We start from the raw sequence: 19903 nt of genomic DNA, 5'->3' as shown, positions 1-19903 counted from the left end.
CTAGTTGGAAAACACACATAATTTCATTTTGCCGAAAAAAAATCTTATCGGTACTGGGTCCATCAAAGACCTTCCAAACGAATTATTGTCATGGAAGCTTAGCAAGGTCCTGATTGTTACAGATAAAAACATGATAAGTCTCGGATATGTCGAAAATGTAGAAAAAATCCTAAAAAGTCTATTTATTTCATACGATATTTTTGACGGAATATTACATCCAAACCCTACTGTTTCTTTTGTCGAGGACGGCTTAACTTATCTAAATAAAGGGCTCAATGTCTTCAAACGAAATTACAACTTGTTAATTTCCATCGGAGGTGGAACAAATCATGACTGTGCTAAAGCAATCGCTACAGTGGCTACAAATGGTGGTTCGATTATTGATTATGAAGGATATAATAAAATAACCAAACTAGGAATACCTCAAATTGCCATCAATACAACCGCCGGATCCGGAGCCGAATTAACTATGTATAGCATAATAGTCGATGAATCAAGAAAGGTAAAAATGGTGATCTCTTCGCCATTTTTGACACCATTTATTTCAGTCAACGACCCAATATTTATGACAACAATGCCCAAAGAAGTTACCGCCAGCTCAGGTATTGATGTTGTTTCCCATGCCATAGAAGCTTATGTATCCACCGAAGCTTCTCCAATAACAGACTCTTTAGCCCTTGAAGCATTAAAACTGGTTTTTGAGTATCTTCCGAGGTCCTATGATAATGGCAATGATTTGGAGGCCAGGGAAAAGATGATGTTCGCAAATATAATGGCTGGCATGGCTTTTAATAATGCCGGATTGGGCTATGTGCATTGTATGGCCCATCAATTGGGTGGATTTTATCAGCAAAGCCATGGCGACTATAACGCTGTCTTGCTGCCTTATGTGTTTGAGTTTAATTCCGTCTCTATACCTGAACAAAGAATTTTGAAATTATGTGAAGCCATGGGGACCATTACCCATAACAGATCACAAGCTGTCGATTTAATTATTGACTCGGTTGATAAATTACGTTCCAAACTTGAAATCCCCAGCAAATTAAGTGAGATGGGGCTAAAGGAAAGTGATATTGAAACACTCTCTCAGAATGCCTTAAAAGATATCTGTTTCTTTACAAATCCAAGACAAGGCTTGCTAGAAGACATTATTAGCCTCTATAAAGCAGCATTCTAGTGCTATATCAGTTTTTCCGGGCTAAAGTTCTATAACATGTTAACATCGGCGATGCTCGCCGATGTTAACACCTCAACCGTTCCATTATTCAAGTGTAAGAATGATTCTTCAACAATCTTTCTATATAGTAGATTTCACATCTCTCACAGAGATGTCCCCCCTGTTGCGGACACCTTTCCTGAACGCTGAATTTGTCTAATTTGTCTTTCCAATCTGCGAGGAAACGTTAGATCTTCATTACTGCAAACTAAGACCTTCCAGCCAACCCTATTAAACTTTTTCAGATCACACGGATGCTCGGGATCATAAAGGTAAATTAAGATATCTTCAATTTGGGCCAGGAACTTCTGACCCATTAAAGTTTTGTTCCAATAGACAGTCCCTTTTGGGAAAATATTAGTTAGAACCTGTCCTAGAAGATCCGCCTGCGGAGGAACTAGAGAAGTGCTGAATAATTGAGAAATTTTGGAGTCTATAGATGTAAATAAATCTGAGACTTTAATAAGTTCAACCGTTTGATGCTCATTTCCAGTGAACGAACTATTTGCCTTACGCAAGTGTTCTATGAAATAATCATTCGTGCTAGACTTAGCTCTAGCTAATTCATCGCGTTCTAGCTTGGTTATAGCTTCTAGCTTCGTTTCAACCTGGGCAAGTGCATCAGCAAATGCCAAGGCGTCCGCTTTTGCTTGCATCTCTGCTTGAGCTAGAGCCTCTTCTAGGGACTGTACTTCTCCCTTGGCTTGTTCTGCTTGGGTTAAAGCCTCTTCGAGTGCCTGGATATCTGCTTTCGCCTGGGCCTCTGCATGGGCCAGAGCCTCTTCAAGTGCCTGGGTATCTGCTTTCGCTTGGGCTTCTGCCTGGGCCAGAGCCTCTTCGAGTGCCTGGACATCTGCCTTCGCTTGGGCTTCTGCTTGCGCTAGAGCCTCTTCGAGTGCCTGGACATCTGCCTTCGCTTGGGCTTCTGCTTGGACTAGAGACTCTTTATGTGCCTGGGTATCTGCTTTCGCTTCGGCTTCTGCCTGGGCCAGAGCCTCTTCGAGTGCCTGGGTATCTGCTTTCGCTTGGGCTTCTGCCTGGGCCAGAGCCTCTTTAAGCGCCTGGGTATCTGCTTTCGCTTGGGCTTCTGCTTGGACTAGAGACTCTTTATGTGCCTGGGTATCTGCTTTCGCTTGGGCTTCTGCCTGGGCCAGAGCCTCTTCGAGTGCCTGGACATCTGCCTTCGCTTGGGCTTCTGCTTGCGCTAGAGCCTCTTCGAGTGCCTGGACATCTGCCTTCGCTTGGGCTTCTGCTTGGACTAGAGACTCTTTATGTGCCTGGGTATCTGCTTTCGCTTCGGCTTCTGCCTGGGCCAGAGCCTCTTCGAGTGCCTGGACATCTGCTTTCGCCTGCATCTCTGCCTGTGCTAGAGCCTCTTCGAGTGCCTGGGTATCTGCTTTCGCTTGGGCTTCTGCCTGGGCCAGAGCCTCTTCGAGTGCCTGGACATCTGCTTTCGCCTGCATCTCTGCTTGGGCTAGAGCCTCTTCGAGTGCCTGGGTATCTGCTTTCGCTTGGGCTTCTGCCTGGGCTAGAGCCTCTTTGAGCGCCTGGGTATCTGCTTTCGCTTGGGCTTCTGCTTGGACTAGAGACTCTTTATGTGCCTGAGCATCTGTTTTGGTTTGAGCTTCTGCCTGTGCTAGAGCCTCTTCGAGTGCCTGGGTATCTGCTTTCGCTTGGGCTTCTGCTTGGGCTAGAGCCTCTTCGAGTGCCTGGGTATCTGCTTTCGCTTGGGCTTCTGCGTGGGCCAGAGCCTCTTCGAGTGCTTGGACATCTGCTTTCGCCTGGGCTTCTGCTTGGGCTAGAGCCTCTTCGAGTGCCTGGATATCTGCTTTCGCTTGGGCTTCTGCCTGGGCTAGAGCCTCTTCAAGTGCCTGGGTATCTGCTTTCGCTTGGGCTTCTGCTTGGGCCAGAGCCTCTTCGAGTGCCTGGGTATCTGCTTTCGCTTCGGCTTCTGCCTGGGCCAGAGCCTCTTCGAGTGCCTGGATATCTTGTTTCGCTTGGGCTTCTGCTTGGGGTAGAGCCTCTTCGAGTGCCTGGGTATCTGCTTTCGCTTCGGCTTCTGCCTGCGCTAGATCCTCTTTGAGTGCCTGGACATCTGCTTTCGCCTGGGCTTGGGTTTCTGCTTTTGTATGCTGTATGTCTGAGTACGATATAGGAAGCTTGGCAGGGTAAGGAAGTACAGAATTGGTCACGCCCTCTATGCAAGATGCTTCCACAAGACCCTCGGTATAGCTATCATGAGGTTTTATGTTATTATCTTTAGTATTTACAGTAGTCAAAATGCTATTGAAAGCCTCTTTCTTTTGGGAATCAGTGACTTTCAATATTCCCTCATGTAACATTCTATCCATGGTAACTTGGAATTTAGGAAAATTATTAATAACACGGGAATCAGGAAGCTGTTGTTCTATCAGTTGTTTAACTCCATCAGTTAAGAATTCCGACGGAAAACTTGGGATATCCTGTAATAACATTGTAAGTTTCATGACGATTTGACAACCCTTTTGAAATTCTTCATCCGAACCAACCCCCGTTAATATGCAAACGGTGAAGATTCTTTCAATGATCTGATTAATCCATTTTCTAATTCTAGGATCATCGTAAAAATAAGTCTCCAAGATTATCCACCTCCAGTTAATAGCTTGTAAATACCCTATGCTTGTCACTTCAGAATAAGTACCCAACCGACAAGAGACAGATCTCATCTTGGTTTTTTCTCAACTTCACATGAATTTTCACTATAAGATTAAAAATATCTTTTACGAATGACAATTGCATAATGTCTAAATAACACTATGAAAAGTTAAACAAGGTGCTCCGCATATTTTCATACGAATCACCTTGTCTTTTTACCCACCTCCGAGGTCTAACCCCAAACAATCAACTTGCAGCGTACAAATCAAATTTCATTAAACGCGACATCTAAAGCACACCCCATTTGCGCTTATATTCCACCTTCAAAACAAACTCATCATCATGGTAACCATGTTCCTTCAAGGCCTTAAGGGAGTCATTAAAATCAAAAGACTCCGTCTCCATAAGAATGTGGTCTTTCCAACCTGTGATTGCCCAATCATCATGTACCTTTAAAAGAATGTCCATCATTTCGGCTATACGATTTAATCGAGTATGCATAAACTCAGCGAAATATCTTAAATTTTCCGGCTGAACATCCTTTACCTTAATTATGTCAACCAGGGGTGGTTTTTCTCCAGCCAACCACTCTTTTTTTTCGTAATAATTAAAGACAAAACGCGTTCTCTGAACACAGGTTTCATTATTCGGATTCATCGATAGGTCTCCTTTGCAAGATAATTCAATGTCTCTCTTGGTCCAAAACAACCTAAAGGCCACCTGCAAAGGTGGCTTTTCTTGAGGAATAGAGTGCCCAGATCTTACTTAACTGTTATCCAATAGTTCCCCATAATTACAACTGCTAACAGATATCCAAGTGGAATATTTACCAATACACCGGCAGTAAAAGCTGCAAACGGCTTCCAACCGACTGAAGCAAGGTCCTTCAAGCGACTGGTTAGGCCAATGGAGAGAAAAGTAAAGATGAAGGCCCAATTTCTCAATTCTATAATCGGATTAATGATTCTATTATCAAGCGCTTTGGAAGTCACTACATGCGGAGAAGCAGCTAAGAAGGTTATGATAATTGAGGCTACAAAGAACCCTATAACGAATTTCGGAAAGCGTATCCAGACATCAAGAGCATCCGGTTTGGTACCGACATACCTTTTCTCCCATCTTGTGACCGAAGTAAAAGCCATGATAAAACACCAGATCCCAATGAACATGTCACGACCTACGACTTTCATCAGGGTAAACGTTTTGATTGCTTGTTCATTGATAGCAGCCGCAGCTGCCATACCCGGAGCATCAGCAAATTCTGCTGTTCCAATCCAAGCACCTGCGGGGCCGGGTGGAATATGTAATGCTTTAATCGCTAAGGGGAGGATAAAAATCATAATGATGGACCAAAGAATAACCAGAGAAATTGCAATTGACACGTGCTGCTTTTCTGCTTTAACGGCACCACCAATAGCAATCGAAGCAGAAACTCCGCAGATTGAACCACCAGCTGCCAGAGTCGCAGCAAAGCGCTTATCAAGTGAGAAAACTCTTGTTCCTGTCCAGTAAATGGTGAGGAAAGTAGCGAGTGCAATAATAGTTGCTTGAGCAAAAGCAGTCGTACCAGCTTTGACGATTAAAGTAAAGGGTAAGGAAGCACCCATTAACACAATTCCCAGCTTAATGTAAAATTGGGTCTGGAGTGCGGTGCTTAGCCAATTCGGAATCTTAAATAGGTTACTAATTATGAGTCCTACTACGAGTGCGAGAAGCGGGGTTTCAATGTTATACCGTTTCATGACATCCCAAGAACCCCATACCGAAACAAGAGCACTTAGTAAAAAAAGAAACGTGAATCCCACTAAAAACCGTTTAACTTCTCCAGTCAGGGCTTTAACCGCGATTGAAAACAAAATAAGAAAAAACAAATAGAGTGTTAAGAGAGTAATCTTATGGCTGCTAACATAACTTATGGCCGTATTGTAGTTGCTATAGCTTGGGATCTTCAGTACAATCCAATTCATAAAGTTAATCCCATTACTCCAGAACACGATTGCTAACACTATGATCGTCAGGCCAAGCCACACAGCCCAATAATCTTCCTGTCTCCACAGGTCGGACCAGCCCCCGGAAGGAGTCGTTGATTTCTTTGCAGAGGATACATAGCCCATTACTCAACCACCCCATAACTCTGTAACTTTCGATACAGATTCCTTACACTGATTCCTAATAAACTTGCTGCTTGTGACTTATTGCCCTTAACTCTTTTAAGAGTAGCTAAAATGTAGCGCTTTTCTACATCTTCTAAGGATGGACATTGATTGTCATGAAATATATCTAAGAATCCTTCTTCCGAATCGGAAGAGTGAAATGTCTTAACGACTTGCTCTGAGTTTCCCCAAATATCTTTAGGTGTGATCTTTCCACCGATAGACAAGATTTGTCCGCGTTCAATGAGATGGAAGAGTTCACGAACATTACCCGGAAAATCATAATTCAGCAATTGCTCCCTAGTTTCTGGTAATAAACTATAATCCTGATGAGGCAATTTTCTTTTGTTCTGGGTTTCAAGGAATTGTTCTACAAGAGGAAGAATATCATCTCGCCGCTCGCGTAGAGGGGGGACGATTAAGGTTAAGCCGTTCAAGCGATAAAACAGATCTTCTCGAAATCTTCCGTGATTAATTTCCTGTTGTAGATCTCTATTGGTTGCTGCGACAATCCGAACATCTACCTGACGGAGTCGGGTATCTCCGACGCGCCGGAATTCTCCGCTTTCTAAAAACCGGAGAAGCTTTACTTGAATAGACAAGGGCATTTCACCGATTTCATCGAGAAAGAGCGTGCCATTATCGGCCATTTCTACTAATCCGATTTTCTGAGACCCAGCTCCAGTAAAGGCTCCTTTTTCGTGTCCAAAAAGCTCACTCTCTATTAAAGTTTCTGGAATCGCGCCAGCGTTTACAGGAACACAAGGGCGATTAAACCGTGAGCTGCAGTGATGGATTGCTTGGGCAATCAACTCCTTACCCACGCCGCTCTCTCCCTGTATGAGGACCGATGCATCTGTTTGAGCTACTTTACGGGTCATCTCTAGAAGCGCGACCATGGGTGCACTTACGGCTATAATTTTAAGTTCTGGAGTTTGTCGGTTCACTACCTGCCTAAGCCCTGTATTTTCCAACAATAGTTTCTGTTTCTCAAGAGCTTTTTGCAGCGTGATTTCAAGCTCAGACAAGTTACACGGTTTGGTCAGATAATCATACGCGCCAAGTTTCATGGCTTCAATGGCTGACTCGATCGTACCATTTCCAGTTAACATGACGACTTGGAGATCCGGTTGTAATTTTTTAATCTCTGGTAAAAGGATAAGCCCATCACCGTCCGGCAACTTGATATCCAACAAGAGAGCATCGATTAAAGTATCTTTGAGAAGGGATAAACCTTCTTCCGCTGTGCCTGCTTCTAGTATTTCATAACCTTTACGCTTTAAACGCTGCGCAATAATCGCGCGCAAGGCTTCCTCATCGTCTAAGATTAGAATCTTTTGACAGTGTTTCATTTACTTTAACCCTCCTTTATGGAGAGGCAAGGTTATCTTCACACAGGTTCCCTGTCCTTCCGTACTTTCTAAGGCCATCTCGCCTTGCATCTTCTGAACAATTCCGTAACTTACGTATAACCCTAAACCTGTTCCTTGCCCTACGGACTTCGTTGTGAAAAACGGGTCGAATACCTTTTTCTGGTTGATTTGAGGAATGCCTTCCCCGTAATCCTTAACCATAAAATGAGTATTTTCCCCTTCGCGGTATCCTTTAACTTCGATCACTTTTCCTTCAGAGGAGGCATCTAAGGCATTGTTGATCAGATTGAGAACCACTTGCTGCCACTCATTTTCATTACCCAGGATAAAGAGACTATTTTCCATTTGGAGCTCGATTTTAATCTGCTTTTGTTTTATCTTGTGTTCTAACAGTCCAAGTGTATGTAAACTGACTGCACCAATTTCGATAAGGTCACTCCCATTGATGCGCTGACGGGCAAAACCAAGTAAACGATCCGTAATCTGTTTACATCTGACGATTTGCCCCAAAACGGTCTTAAAACCAGTCTTAATTTCCTCTCGAGTCGGCCCCGGTTCTTCCTCATTCAGACGGTCCAGTAAGTCCTCACTATGTGCCGCAACGATGGCCAATGGATTGTTAATTTCATGAGCCACTCCTGAGGCCAAAAGTCCAATAGCCGCCATTTTATCCGTCTCAATCATACGGGCTTCCATTTCTACCTCTTGGGTAACATCATCCAGCAGTAACAGGTAAGCCGCACTCTCAGGATTATCAGGTGATAACTCATAAAACATCTGACGGAAATGTCGGCGTTCTTCGTTCACAAAAACAGAACACATATTACGGCAATTTTCGTGGTTAACGCCCTCCATTCCCTGTCCTTTAACAACTTGATCACAGGGGAGATTCTCTAAATGATGTCCAAACCATTCTGCAAACTTCGTATTCCACCAAATGATCTTCTTATCAGGATTGAGGAGAACCATTCCAGCGCCAACCCCGTCAACGACGGTGGTCAACAGCTCCTTTTCATCTTTTAGGTTTTCATTCTTTTGATCCAATGAATTTAACAACTGATTAAAGGATTTAACTAATCTCCCGATTTCATCCCAGCTCTCAATCGGAATATGGGATTCTAGGTCTCCCGTTGAAATAATTCGTCTGACTTGACCTTCAAGATTTTCAATTGGATGAACTACTTTCAAACCAAAAGCAATACTTAAAATCATGACTAGAACCATGATTAAGATGGCAATCATGATGAGTCGAAAAGCAAAATCCAAAATCGGTTTATTCGCTTCTCGGGCAGGCTGTTCAATAAATACTGCCCAATTCGGAGTACCGATGGAAGTAAACGCCCCTATGACGGAAACACCGTCCAGATTTTTATACTCACTTCCCTGGGAAAAGTCCTCTCCCTCCAGAAAACTTTGAACTGCAGAATCTTGACGGATTTCCTCATCCTGCAAAACAAGATTGGAATCAGTATGCCCAATTAAATTTCCGGCTTGGTCAACGATAAATACATACTCTTCCTCACCTAACAGCATATTAACATAGCGACTGATAATCCCTTGTAAGTCAACTTTAGCTTGCAAATATCCGATTCGGGCTTTAGTCAAGGGGTCTTGAACCGCCACAGTCAAATAGATCTTTGGGCGTCTATCACTCGAAAAGAACACTTCACTTATAGCTGAGGACTTTACCGTGGATACGGGATTTTCAATTATGGTTGCAGACGTATGAGGGGAAATTCCCTCTTGACGAGTGATCTGATCGATAACGACAAAATTTTCATCAGTTATCTTAATTTCTTCTATAAAAGACTCTTGGTGCAAAAGTATTTCTAAAATAATCTGACGTGATGTTTCATCTTTCCCCACGAGAGCGTAGGCACTCGTGGCCTTCGTAGGGGTTAAACTGATCTCTACATTTGTGACAAAGTTTCGTATTTCATTGGCGATTACTGTTACCTGCGCAAAGTCTTGTTCATGAATATTTTTTTGTAGATTTTGTCGGACAGATGTAAACCCTAAATTCCCAAGCAGGAACAGAGGAAGAATGGACATGGTAATTCCAAATAAAAGAAAATGAACTTTAAGGCGCATCCACCAGGGAATTGAGCTTTTTTTCAACATTTGGCCCCCATCCGATGTTACTTGATCCTCATATTCTTCAATAACTATATGTATAGTAGTATTTCCTCTTAGTGTAGCATGATTATAATTTGTCTGGAAGAAGATTAAATATGAATCTTCTATTTTCCAGTACATAATTCGCCAATTTTCTTATCCTATGGAAATAAGTCCCTCCCTAATCAAAACGAATGCCTCAGTTTTGAGACATTCGCATTCGTTAAAGAAGTCAAGGACTTTGGGATCATCTTGAAACTTAGAATCAGTGTCATACCATAATAGGTATTCTTTCATCTACTCAAGTAAACTATAGAAATTGTAATGGAAATAACCATTGCCATTACACCGAAAATCTTAGCTCTAATAGGGATCTTCCTGTTGTGTTGCCAATCTTTAATGATAACACCGAAAAATTTATGATTAACTAACCAATCATGAAGGAACTGTGAGCTTTTCGCAAAAGCTATTGCTGAAAACAAAACCAAAGGTACTGTTGGAATTAAAGGAAGAAAAATGCCAATAAAGCCTATCATTAACGATAAAAGTCCACAGGTTAGCCAGAAAAATCTAATCAAATGATTTCCCCCTTGCGCAAGCCCGTAGTGCAAATGACAAAAAGAAGTTCTGTTAACTTAATAGCCCCAATTATAACTTGCAAATCTTTATATAAGTAGTGGAATATATTTGCAACTCCTGCGATGGCAGTCCCTGTAGAGGCGGATCGCGGAAGATAACAGCTCGATTACATGTTCAGTTAAATAAATATAAGAATCTATTCAAGAAGGCTATAGTTCATAGTGGACATCAACTAGATTTTTAGTTATGAAAAGGGAAAAATGCGAGCGAATTATCAAGACAGGATGTGCAAAAGCGGAAAGCTAGCAAGAAGCAATATTTCAAATAACAGAAGTCTCCTTTCAGATTGTTTGCTTCCAAAGCTTAAATAATCTCCCGTTATTGAGTCTAGAATATCCATCTGATTTGATAAAGCTGCATATCTTTCATTGAGCTCAAAATACTCGCTCAGTTTATCAAATATTTGTCGTGATTCAATGGTTTTTTTAAACTCTGAGGGTCTGTCAAGAAGCCTTACACTTTCAATGCTTCTGTATTTAAACCGGATGCTTTTGGCAAGAGTTGAAGCTACCTTTTTGCTATTTGCGCTTAGATGCCCCTTATTTAGTTGCATTATGAAAGTACCCGCCTCATCTAAAACCTCTGAAAGCTCGGTTTCAATCTTGTAAAGTTCGGTGGATTTTGCTAAAACCGTCGCAGCTATATCATCCACGTCCTGCTGATAAGGGAATTTTACCTCATCGCCTTCCCACAGGTTTACATACGCTTCTCTTGAAAGGACCATCTCATGGTTCTCATTAAATTTAGACATCAATTCATAATCTAAATCAACGAACAGCGTCCTCAAATATTCAAGAAAAATAGAGATCTCATCTTGATTGAAGTTTAAAAAGGTAATACACCCGTATTTATATAAGTACACTGCCTTATTTTCCGAAGCATATTTTAGGATCTTTTCAATATCTGCACAGTCGAATTTAATATACTCCTTCCACCCTACGTCCTGCCTTAATTTAATAAATAACGCTATCTGTGCAAGCGGAAGTCTTGTTGCAACTTTATAAGTATTAAGGATTACTTTTTCCATATTTACACCTGTCTTCACCTGATTAAATCAAACACCATAAGCACCACTTCAATAACAATCAGCAGAACAATCACCCACTCAACAAACAATCCTCGTATTGAATGGCTTATGGATGCCAACCCGTCAATGATACTTTTTAGGATTTCAGTCTTGCTTTTTATCACCTCATACCGGTCATTTAGCTCGAAAAACTCTGACATCTTTTCGTAAAAATCTGCTGCATCACTATTAATCCAGGTAATGTCGGGTTTATCAAGAATCATGATATACGCAATGGTATTGTATTCATGCCGGACAACCCTCGAAGTTGTCTTGGCAAGTTCTTTGTTTCCAATATTTAATTTGCCCTTTTCCAAATTATCAATTTTGCTTTCAAGATCATCAAGAATTTTGCCCAGCTGTTCTTCTATCCTCTCAAGCGCCACAGATTTGGCAATCACCATTGAAATTAGCTGTGGGTGAAACAACGCCATATTTGGAATCTGAACATAGCGGTCTGTAAACTCAATTTCTTCGCCCTCAACGGGATGAAGTATATAGTCTTCCTGAAACCTGTCATAACGTGCGATATCAATATCTGACTTTATACCTTTTAGATAGCGCATCAATATTTCTGTATGCTGTTTGGTCGAATTAATAAAAACAATACTCCCAAAAGAAAAAACTAGGATCTTCTCTTCTTCCTCAGGTTCCTCTCCAATAATGATTCCAAGAACTTCGTCCTGAAGAAGCAGAGGCTCCTCCCATGTATATTTTTTCCTGATGTTGCATTCTACAGCAATCTTATTAAGATCGATTTCATTTGTCACTGCAAAGGCTTTAAACTTTAAGTCATTCATAGGATTCCCTTAACTTTCTGTGTAATATCTAGCAACAGGAAATAGATACTTGTAGTATATACAGTAAAAATATTTTTCTACTACTTTTATACACCTACACCACTATTATTTTCTTCCCTTGCGGTGTCGACTTCAAGGTTATAGAAACTGCTAAAAAAATTATAGTCAATTATTCTCACAATCAGCACAAAGCGCCCGCAAATCATGAATAACATACCTCCAAAAGCATTATCCTAGATATAGGATATTTTAACCCCTTGTTCTTTACGAACGAGGGGTAACTTGATTCCATTAAGGAGCAATAAGGGACAAGGAATTTGCGTCCCTCTTAATATAGTTGCCAAAATGTAGGTTAGTTGGGAGTTGCCTTATTAATGCTCAATAAAATTAAAAGAATTTATATTGTAAGTTCGATAATGGCTTTGCCAATCCTAATATCCTGTAGCATTGAACATAAAGAGGCAATGCCAGCTGTAAAAAACCATAATGAAAAGGTAGCTTTAGAATGTGTAGTTCCTCTTGACGATGAGAAAAAGAATGAAGCATTCAAAAATTTCGAAACTGATATAAAACCTCTATTCCCCGATTGTGATATTCATTTAACCTATGTCAAGGGAAATGCAAATGCATATAATACAAAAATAAAAGTCATGATGTATTCTGATACCCCTCCAGATATATTCTATTCTGGGGATGGAAATTTTACTGAAGAACTATACTCCTCAAAGAAAATCCAACTCTTGGGAAAAAAGCTAAATGATATAAACTATTGGAATATGGTTATTCCAACCGCTAAGGTAATTGGAGATACTGAGCATATATATGCGATACCTATTGATGAAGTTAATTATAACGTTATGCTGATAAATACAAAAATTTTTTCTGAAAACAATGTGAAAATTCCAGAAAGTTTTGAAGAACTTAAGACTGCTTCTAAACAGTTTAAAAAAAGGAGCATAATTCCCATCGTCATTGGCGGCAAAGATGGGAGGTCTGTATATAACATGATCGAGGGCTTCGCATGTACTTTGGATAATAAAATTTCAAGTAAACTAATAAGCAATGACGTTGCATTTTCCGGGAAAACTTTTAGCCGAGCTGCAACATCGATCAAGCAACTAATTGAATTAGGTGCATTTCAGGAGAAAACGGAAGCTATTACCGATGAGGAAGCAGAAAATCTTTTTTATTCCTCCAAAGCAGCTATTTATTATACTTCTTCTGAAAAATTAAACATGGCTAGCAATCAATTGAATGGGAAAGTTGCAGTATTATATTATCCTCATCTAAGCCAAACTAATGGATCAATTCCAAAATGTATAGTTTCTGGTGGAACTAAGAAAGACTGTGGTTTATTAATTTCATCTGCAACAAAGTATCCCACGGAAGCCGTAAAACTTGCAGTAGAAATGTCTAAATACTATAACAAGTATCTGTACGAAAAGCTTGGCAATAATGCAATCATATACAATTTGGACAACATGGGATGGACACCTAGTTTAGACTCAGACCTGGGTATTAGTAAATTAATGATGAATGTAAAGCAAAAAGGGAATATAAATACAGGACTTTTTGGATACCATCTATCACCTGATAAGGAAAAGTCTATTGAAGAAGCTTCTACAGCATTCATAACAGGCCTTTTATCTGTAAGTGATTATTTGGAGGAAATGGATATCAACATGAACTTGAAATAGTATTATTGGAGCTGTATAAAATGAAAGCACCAGAAACAGTGAGAAGATTTCTATGAGAAAAATGGGGAAAATGCCTAAAATACTAATTGTGATTTTTATTCTTTTTGCAATTAGCACAAATATATTTGGCTTATACATAGGAAATATATATTATCAGAATGTTAGCAAGCTAACTATAGATCCCGCAACAACAGGGCTTGAGTATTATAAACCCAGCTTCAATTATGAGAGATTTACACGACTGGAATCCTATAGTGTGTCGATAAAATCAAGTTTTGGTTATCAGCTTTCAGGCACATATATATTTAATCCCACTCCTACTAACAATACCGTAATTCTAGTTCACGGCATAGCTGGTGACAGATGGCAATCTATGAAATTTTCAGATATGTATCTTGATATGGGCTTTAATGTATTGGCCTATGATTCAAGAAAACATGGCAGCAGTGGAGGGAAAGACATAACTCTTGGCTATTTTGAAAAGACAGACCTTGATAACATAGTAAAATGGGTTAAATGGGTTAATCCAAATGCTGTTATAGGAGTACATGGAGAATCTTTGGGGGCAATTACTGCTCTGCTCCAAGCAGAATTGGATCAGCAAAATAAGGATGTTAATTTTTATGTAGCAGATTGCCCATATTCAGATTTAAGGGAATTACTGAATATCAAACTAGCAGGTGATTTAAGACCAACTTTTCAACCTGCCGGAGCATTTATATTGTTTTATGCAAATATTGTTGCACTGAAGAAGTCGAATTTTTCACTAAATGCGGTATCGCCAATCACTGTAATTGCTGATATAAAAACCCCCATAATGTTTATCCATGGCAGTAATGATACCTTTATACCAGCTTTCATGTCATTAGAACTATACTTAAGAAACAAAGGACCCAAGGGGATCTATATATCGCCTGGTGCAGAACATGCTATGTCTTATCTTACAAATAAGGAAGAATATACAGCTAAAGTCAAGCAATTTCTTACTGATAATAAGATGCTTTAAGCGGCTAAATTCAGCCAACATTTTAGCCCTTACATTAAAGCAACTTCATTGAGTCCACTTTCATAAATATTTCGAATCATAACCTCGATCTCTGGGTCTTGGATGGATAAATCTTTGATTTCGCAGTGCTCTGAGATCTGGCTAATTAATTGGGATGCACTCATCACGTCACGGTTAAACTGCAACCATTTACGCTTTCCTTCTTGTTTAATCACTTCTGCCCCATTAATAGAAAAACCGTTTGTCTCCTCTTCTAGATCAATGATCAAAACGCGCTCCTTACCAAACCTCTCTTTGATCTTTGCTAATTCTCCATCATACATTACTTGGCCATGGTCAATTAAGATCATTCGCTGACAAAGCTTTTCGATATCCAACATGTCATGGGTCGTGAGAATGACAGTAACCCCTCTCTCCTGGTTAATTTCCCGGATAAAACTCCGCATTCGTTCCTTGTCCACCACATCTAAGCCAATCGTCGGCTCATCGAGAAATAGGATCGCTGGATCATGGAGTAAGGAAGCGGCAATGTCTGCCCGCATTCTTTGACCCAGTGACAATTGTCGGACAGGTGTTTGAAGAAACTCCTCCAGGCCTAAGATGTCCGAAAACCGGGCCATATTTTTCCGGTACTGCTCATTAGGAATTTGAAATACCTGCCGTAAGAGTTCAAAGGATTCAATAGTCGGTAAATCCCACCAAAGTTGCGTTCTCTGCCCAAAGACCACCCCGATTTGCCGCGCGTTTTTTTGACGTTCTTTAAAGGGTATTAATCCATTGACTCGGATATCGCCGGAAGTCGGCACGAGAATCCCTGTCAGCATCTTAATGGTTGTGGACTTGCCAGCTCCGTTTGGACCGATGTACCCGACAATCTCCCCTTTGCTCACTGCAAAGGAAATATCCTGAACAGCCAGTTTAGTCGTGTATTCTCTGTGAAACAGACTCCGTAGAGCTCCTCTTATTCCCTCTTGGCGTTTAGCAATTTGAAATTCCTTCGAGAGATGTTTAACTTCAATTAAACTCATGAAATGTGATGTCCTCCCTAACTCTATAAATCTAGCCTTGGGAAGGTAATTGAATAAGTGGTCAAAAAAACAGGACAGCCAAAGCTGTCCTGTTTCATCTCTGTTTTTTTTGCGATTCATCATCTTTCTCCCCGACGTATAAAGGTTCCAACCCAACATCGGCAAGTATAGTTTCAATTATACACTTTTCCTGTGCAGTCATACTATTACCCCTTTCGATATCTAAATTTTCTGAATTTTCTATATAGAGTGTTACTACATTATTGTAACCTAAGATGGATTACAAATAAAGCAAAATGTTTGTCACAGTTTGTAATATAATTGTTATTTTATAGGCGCATTATATCTGTATCCAGACCATTGGCAAGCCTGCATATAACTCCAAGTATTTTTGAAAGTAAGGGTTTCGCGCTCTATCGGGTATGTAAAGTACGATAGTTGCAACGTTCATATCTTATTATATAGTTCATATCTCGTATTGTTACTATTAAAACGTGTTAAAATTTTTACTCCAATAGGCACTTTTAGATGTGATGTTCAAAACGCCCCCCACCGCAAAGGACTTGCTGCCCTTAACGCTAATTAAATAATACAATAACAAAATCATTTCTTTTTATATTAGTTTTGAATATGATGCTATTAAAGATGTTGATAGAGGGGGGTTTACTAATGATTGACCTTGATATTCTTAACAAAAAATGTCCAAAGTGCAGTGGCCTTGGCAGAACCGTGAACCCAGCATGGTATCCTCTCTGGACTATGTGCGTTGATCTTAAGGTTTCATTTCAAATTTTAAAGTCTAATGAGGAGCTATATCTCTCTTCTTCCGCTTCTTGAAACACCGGCAAATACTGAAGGATATGAAGGTTTCTACCATTTAAACGATATCCTTGGGGATGTTGAGCTAACGACCCTTAATTATATTATCCGAGACTTTGATCAAGCTTCTTTTGAGAAACGCAAGAAGAAGATGCACTTATTCGTCGAGGAGCTCAACAAAGAGTATGGTGCTGGTACATTTGAGATTGAAATTACTGATCAATACCAAAACATGAAGGAAAAAATAGAACCGGTTATACACATTGTCGATAAGGCGCGAACAGCCATGGAAGCGGTCGGGGTACCTCCACAAATTCGTCCGATTCGTGGGGGCACAGACGGAGCCCGCCTCTCCTTTATGGGACTCCCAACCCCGAACCTATTTACGGGCGGTCATAATTTCCATGGACGGTATGAATTTATTCCGACCTTCGCTATGGAGAAGTCAGTTGAAGTCATTCTTAAGATCATAGAATTGTACGCCATTGATTAGCAACCGCGCGTCAAATCCTCCCACGCTAAGACGATTCCTTTCATGCACGGAACACATAAGGAACAAAGGGACGGTTCTCAATTCCATTAATGGAACTAAGAACCGTCCCTCATGCCGTACTCGTGCCTTTAGTACTTAACCTTTCTTAACAATAGCACTAAGCCAATATTCATTGATTCTTTCTTCTCTTACATCAGCTGTTTTATATAATTCAAAAATTGTCAGCATTGGAATGGCAGAAAACAATTTACTGAAGGAGCTCTCATCATAGCAATTAAATACTCTGTCGTCCTTCTCATAAACTTTGTCACCATATTTAAAGGACATAAAAAGCACACCATCCTCGCTAAGCGTAGCGGCTAGCTTTTGTAGTGTGTCTATGATTGATCCTCTGTCAACATGCAAGAGGGATGCTGAAGCCCATATGCCATTAAACATAACGTCGAACTTGACATCCTCAAATTTAGCCTGCTGGACAGGCAATCCAGTTAGTTCAGAGCTCAATTTTACCATTTCCACCGACGCATCAAAGGCATGTACATTGTATCCTTTACTGAGAAAATATAGACTGTCTCTGCCCGAGCCACAGCCCGCATCTAGAATACGGCTCTCAGGAAGCAGGTATTCCTCAAATCTTCTGTAGTGTTCGCTCATATCCACATTTACTGTATTTTTATAAAATTCTTGGGCGTTCTTGTTATAGAAATCGACCGTCGAATTTATCATTTTGCTAAACTCCTTAAAGATGATTCCTGTTCACCATTCCTGTTTGTTTTCGAAAACTGAACTAATGCAACCCCGCCTAAAATAACGACCGCTGAAATGAACACCTTCGGTGAGACTGGCTCGCCAAGAATCGCAGCGCCTAAGATAACTCCGACAACTGGATTCACGTAAGCATAAGTACCGGCTTTTGAGGCCGGCCATTTTTGTAAGATATAGATATAGGAACTGTAACCAAGGAGAGAACCGAACACGATCAAATAGGCCAGTGCTCCAAGACCTTTGCTGGTTAGATGGATATTATTTGCCTCTCCCATAAAGAGCCCTGCAATGGTCAAACCAATCCCGCCAGCGAACATTTGTAAACCAATATTGGCAATCATGGTTCCTGATGCTTTAAAGGTCTTCGAATAAACAGAGCCTACTGACCATGAAAAAGCTCCCAGCAATAGTATTATTCCGCCTGAAACATCAATTATTTTCGTATCAGAACTCGTCAAGACCAAAAGACCAACCCCGAAAAACCCTAAGAGTAAACCGAGCCACCCCTTCAAACCAATCCTTGGGCCATTGGGCAGGAATCGTTCTAGAATCGCATTGAACATTGGGACAACCGCAAAAAGAAGTGCTGCGACTCCTGAATAAACCCATTGTTCCGCCCAAACGACAAGCCCGTTGCCACCCAGCAGAAATAAACCAACAATTGCCTGTCTCCGTACGTCTGTAAAATCTCCAGGAAACTTGTGCCCTTTATAATAAGCATAGAATAACACCAAAGACCCTGCAATCAAGAACCTTATACCTGCGAATAACGCTGGTGGAAAGTCACTTACTCCAATTCTAATCGCCAGAAACGTTGACCCCCATAGGATGCAAACCGCTATGTATGCCAGAATTACTGTAGTCTCTTCTCTTTTTGCCATAAACTCATCTCTCTCCATAAAATTGCTAAAAAATCATCGCCACCGATTCTTGCAATAATATCCGTTTCTCTAAAGCTATTTTTAAAATATTTACTACCCTACATATTAGTCTATCCCCTTCAAAATGTCCAAAGATGTTGACTTATGCACGATTAAATCATAAAAGCAGATGTCCTTTAGGTCAAGCCGAAACATGCTTTGACCTTAAATGGGTTATCAGGAAAATAGGATCAGAATAAAGAGTGGTCGAGGATGATGAATCCTTGACCACTCTTTATTCTGATCCCCGCTCACTCTACGGGCTCGTTTTTTATGCCTATCCCCTGTTTTTTATAGCTAATCCTTTTATGAAATTTCTAGCGTATTTATCGCCACACTCTTTATAATGCTTATGGCCCTCTTTTCTAAATAGTGCGCTTAATTCCCCTTTTGTTAGAATAACTCCTGTCTCTTTTAATATATCAAGCATATCATCACTTGTTAGTGACAGCGCTATTTTCAATTTCTTAAGCATCATATTATTAGGATTTTCACTATTTTTTAGTACTGGTATTTCTGGTTGCCCTGGTTTTGGATCTTGTTTCCCTCTTTTAAATATTATAAGGCCATTTAAAAATGACTCTAGCATTCTGTTATTGCATTTAATATTCTCTTCTTTTTCTTCTATTTCGTCATAATCGTCAACTGCATTATTGTAACGGTAAGTGTCTTTCGATTTAATGAGCAATTTCCTCACTTCTTCTACTGTTAGTTCAACGTCACCAAGTTTAAATATCTTTACCATATCTATATCCCTTATATTTAATGCGTATCTTAATCTAATTAATATATCATTATTATCCATTATAATCCCCCTAAAAACTCTTTCCTATGGTTGTTATATAAAAAGCACAACCTCATAACCGAAGTTACCACTGGATTGCTAATACAAGAAAACTGCACTATTGAAGAAATGGCCTTAAAGCGTTAAGTAGATTTTACCTTAGATGGGATAATACCACAAAAAAAAATAAAAAACAATCGGTTCAACCTGGCTGTTGCTTGTCCATCCCGGATCCCTTATTAGTATTTCTTAGGGGTCATGATCCAGGACATATTTCACAAAAGAATATTCCTGCATATAATAACATCGTGTGTGCTTATTATTTACAAACACTTTACAAGTAGATAATTGGAATTAACACTTTTCGATAAAAGAGTTCACTAAATCATTAACCG

15 protein-coding genes and 1 pseudogene are annotated in these 19903 nt (G+C 40.2%); 4 read left to right on the top strand and 12 right to left on the bottom strand.

Features of this window, described 5'->3' with window-relative positions; all coding sequences use genetic code 11:
- Positions 1-4 precede the first annotated feature (4 nt).
- Entirely contained in the window at positions 5-1177 is a 1173-nt protein-coding gene (locus M8E35_RS18890; protein WP_252471234.1) for an iron-containing alcohol dehydrogenase, read from the top strand.
- Positions 1178-1320: 143 nt separating this feature from the next.
- Here M8E35_RS18890 and M8E35_RS18885 read toward each other — a convergent pair whose 3' ends face one another.
- The 8 genes from M8E35_RS18885 to M8E35_RS18850 all read right to left on the bottom strand — a co-directional run bounded on the left by M8E35_RS18885 (position 1321) and on the right by M8E35_RS18850 (position 11996).
- A complete protein-coding gene (locus M8E35_RS18885) occupies positions 1321-3834 on the bottom strand; it encodes a coiled-coil domain-containing protein (protein ID WP_252471232.1) in 2514 nt (837 codons plus the stop codon).
- Positions 3835-4138: 304 nt separating this feature from the next.
- On the bottom strand, positions 4139-4507 hold the full coding sequence (locus tag M8E35_RS18880; RefSeq protein ID WP_252471230.1) for a hypothetical protein: 369 nt from the start codon (positions 4505-4507) through the stop codon (positions 4139-4141).
- 104 nt (positions 4508-4611) lie between these two features.
- Positions 4612-5964: a YeiH family protein gene (locus M8E35_RS18875; protein ID WP_252471228.1), complete on the bottom strand. Its 1353-nt coding sequence runs from the start codon at positions 5962-5964 to the stop codon at positions 4612-4614.
- Positions 5964-7355, bottom strand: a complete 1392-nt coding sequence (locus M8E35_RS18870; RefSeq protein WP_252471225.1) for a sigma-54-dependent transcriptional regulator — start codon at positions 7353-7355, stop codon at positions 5964-5966. The genes M8E35_RS18875 and M8E35_RS18870 overlap by 1 nt, the downstream gene beginning before the upstream one ends.
- On the bottom strand, positions 7356-9494 hold the full coding sequence (locus M8E35_RS18865; protein ID WP_252471223.1) for a PAS domain-containing sensor histidine kinase: 2139 nt from the start codon (positions 9492-9494) through the stop codon (positions 7356-7358).
- Positions 9495-9784: 290 nt separating this feature from the next.
- Positions 9785-10069 (bottom strand): YbaN family protein, encoded by a 285-nt coding sequence (locus M8E35_RS18860; RefSeq protein ID WP_252471221.1) that lies wholly within the window; start codon positions 10067-10069, stop codon positions 9785-9787.
- A 275-nt stretch (positions 10070-10344) separates the two neighbouring features.
- The gene (locus tag M8E35_RS18855) at positions 10345-11157 is read right to left on the bottom strand and encodes an RMD1 family protein (protein WP_252471219.1); all 813 of its coding nucleotides are present in this window, start codon (positions 11155-11157) and stop codon (positions 10345-10347) included.
- 14 nt (positions 11158-11171) lie between these two features.
- Positions 11172-11996 carry an RMD1 family protein gene (locus tag M8E35_RS18850; protein WP_252471217.1) on the bottom strand — a complete coding sequence of 275 codons (825 nt, stop codon included), beginning with the start codon at positions 11994-11996 and terminating at the stop codon, positions 11172-11174.
- A 374-nt stretch (positions 11997-12370) separates the two neighbouring features.
- Between M8E35_RS18850 and M8E35_RS18845 the strand changes: the two genes are divergently transcribed.
- Both M8E35_RS18845 and M8E35_RS18840 read left to right on the top strand, forming a co-directional pair.
- Entirely contained in the window at positions 12371-13693 is a 1323-nt protein-coding gene (locus M8E35_RS18845; protein WP_252471215.1) for an ABC transporter substrate-binding protein, read from the top strand.
- 52 nt (positions 13694-13745) lie between these two features.
- Positions 13746-14699 (top strand): alpha/beta hydrolase, encoded by a 954-nt coding sequence (locus tag M8E35_RS18840; RefSeq protein ID WP_252471213.1) that lies wholly within the window; start codon positions 13746-13748, stop codon positions 14697-14699.
- Positions 14700-14728: 29 nt separating this feature from the next.
- On the opposite strand, the gene M8E35_RS18835 is transcribed toward M8E35_RS18840, so the two are convergent.
- Positions 14729-15727, bottom strand: a complete 999-nt coding sequence (locus tag M8E35_RS18835) for an ABC transporter ATP-binding protein (protein ID WP_252471211.1) — start codon at positions 15725-15727, stop codon at positions 14729-14731.
- Between the two features lie 811 nt (positions 15728-16538).
- Between M8E35_RS18835 and M8E35_RS18830 the strand changes: the two are divergent.
- Positions 16539-17039 (top strand): annotated as a pseudogene (locus M8E35_RS18830) (zinc-binding metallopeptidase family protein); the annotation flags it as partial.
- 135 nt (positions 17040-17174) lie between these two features.
- Here M8E35_RS18830 and M8E35_RS18825 read toward each other — a convergent pair.
- The 3 genes from M8E35_RS18825 to M8E35_RS18815 form a co-directional block, all read right to left on the bottom strand.
- Complete coding sequence (locus M8E35_RS18825; protein ID WP_252471209.1) at positions 17175-17765, bottom strand: class I SAM-dependent methyltransferase; 591 nt, start codon at positions 17763-17765, stop codon at positions 17175-17177.
- Positions 17762-18685, bottom strand: coding sequence for an EamA family transporter (locus tag M8E35_RS18820; RefSeq protein WP_252471207.1), 924 nt, complete (start codon positions 18683-18685; stop codon positions 17762-17764). The genes M8E35_RS18825 and M8E35_RS18820 overlap by 4 nt, the downstream gene beginning before the upstream one ends.
- 316 nt (positions 18686-19001) lie before the next feature.
- Positions 19002-19529, bottom strand: coding sequence for a YehS family protein (locus M8E35_RS18815; RefSeq protein WP_252471205.1), 528 nt, complete (start codon positions 19527-19529; stop codon positions 19002-19004).
- Positions 19530-19903: the final 374 nt, after the last annotated feature.

The sequence above is a fragment of the Desulfosporosinus nitroreducens genome, assembly GCF_023897015.1.
Classification (GTDB): Bacteria; Bacillota; Desulfitobacteriia; order Desulfitobacteriales; family Desulfitobacteriaceae; genus Desulfosporosinus; species Desulfosporosinus nitroreducens.
This window is presented reverse-complemented; position numbering and strand designations above follow the sequence as displayed.

Coding starts and splice junctions, on each gene's coding strand:
- M8E35_RS18880 (WP_252471230.1), bottom strand. CDS start 4,507: ATGAATCCGAATAATGAAACCTGTGTTCAGAGAACGCGTTTTGTCTTT.
- M8E35_RS18875 (WP_252471228.1), bottom strand. CDS start 5,964: ATGGGCTATGTATCCTCTGCAAAGAAATCAACGACTCCTTCCGGGGGC.
- M8E35_RS18870 (WP_252471225.1), bottom strand. CDS start 7,355: ATGAAACACTGTCAAAAGATTCTAATCTTAGACGATGAGGAAGCCTTG.
- M8E35_RS18855 (WP_252471219.1), bottom strand. CDS start 11,157: ATGGAAAAAGTAATCCTTAATACTTATAAAGTTGCAACAAGACTTCCG.
- M8E35_RS18850 (WP_252471217.1), bottom strand. CDS start 11,996: ATGAATGACTTAAAGTTTAAAGCCTTTGCAGTGACAAATGAAATCGAT.
- M8E35_RS18845 (WP_252471215.1), top strand. CDS start 12,371: ATGCTCAATAAAATTAAAAGAATTTATATTGTAAGTTCGATAATGGCT.
- M8E35_RS18840 (WP_252471213.1), top strand. CDS start 13,746: ATGAGAAAAATGGGGAAAATGCCTAAAATACTAATTGTGATTTTTATT.
- M8E35_RS18835 (WP_252471211.1), bottom strand. CDS start 15,727: ATGAGTTTAATTGAAGTTAAACATCTCTCGAAGGAATTTCAAATTGCT.
- M8E35_RS18825 (WP_252471209.1), bottom strand. CDS start 17,765: ATGATAAATTCGACGGTCGATTTCTATAACAAGAACGCCCAAGAATTT.
- M8E35_RS18820 (WP_252471207.1), bottom strand. CDS start 18,685: ATGGCAAAAAGAGAAGAGACTACAGTAATTCTGGCATACATAGCGGTT.
- M8E35_RS18815 (WP_252471205.1), bottom strand. CDS start 19,529: ATGGATAATAATGATATATTAATTAGATTAAGATACGCATTAAATATA.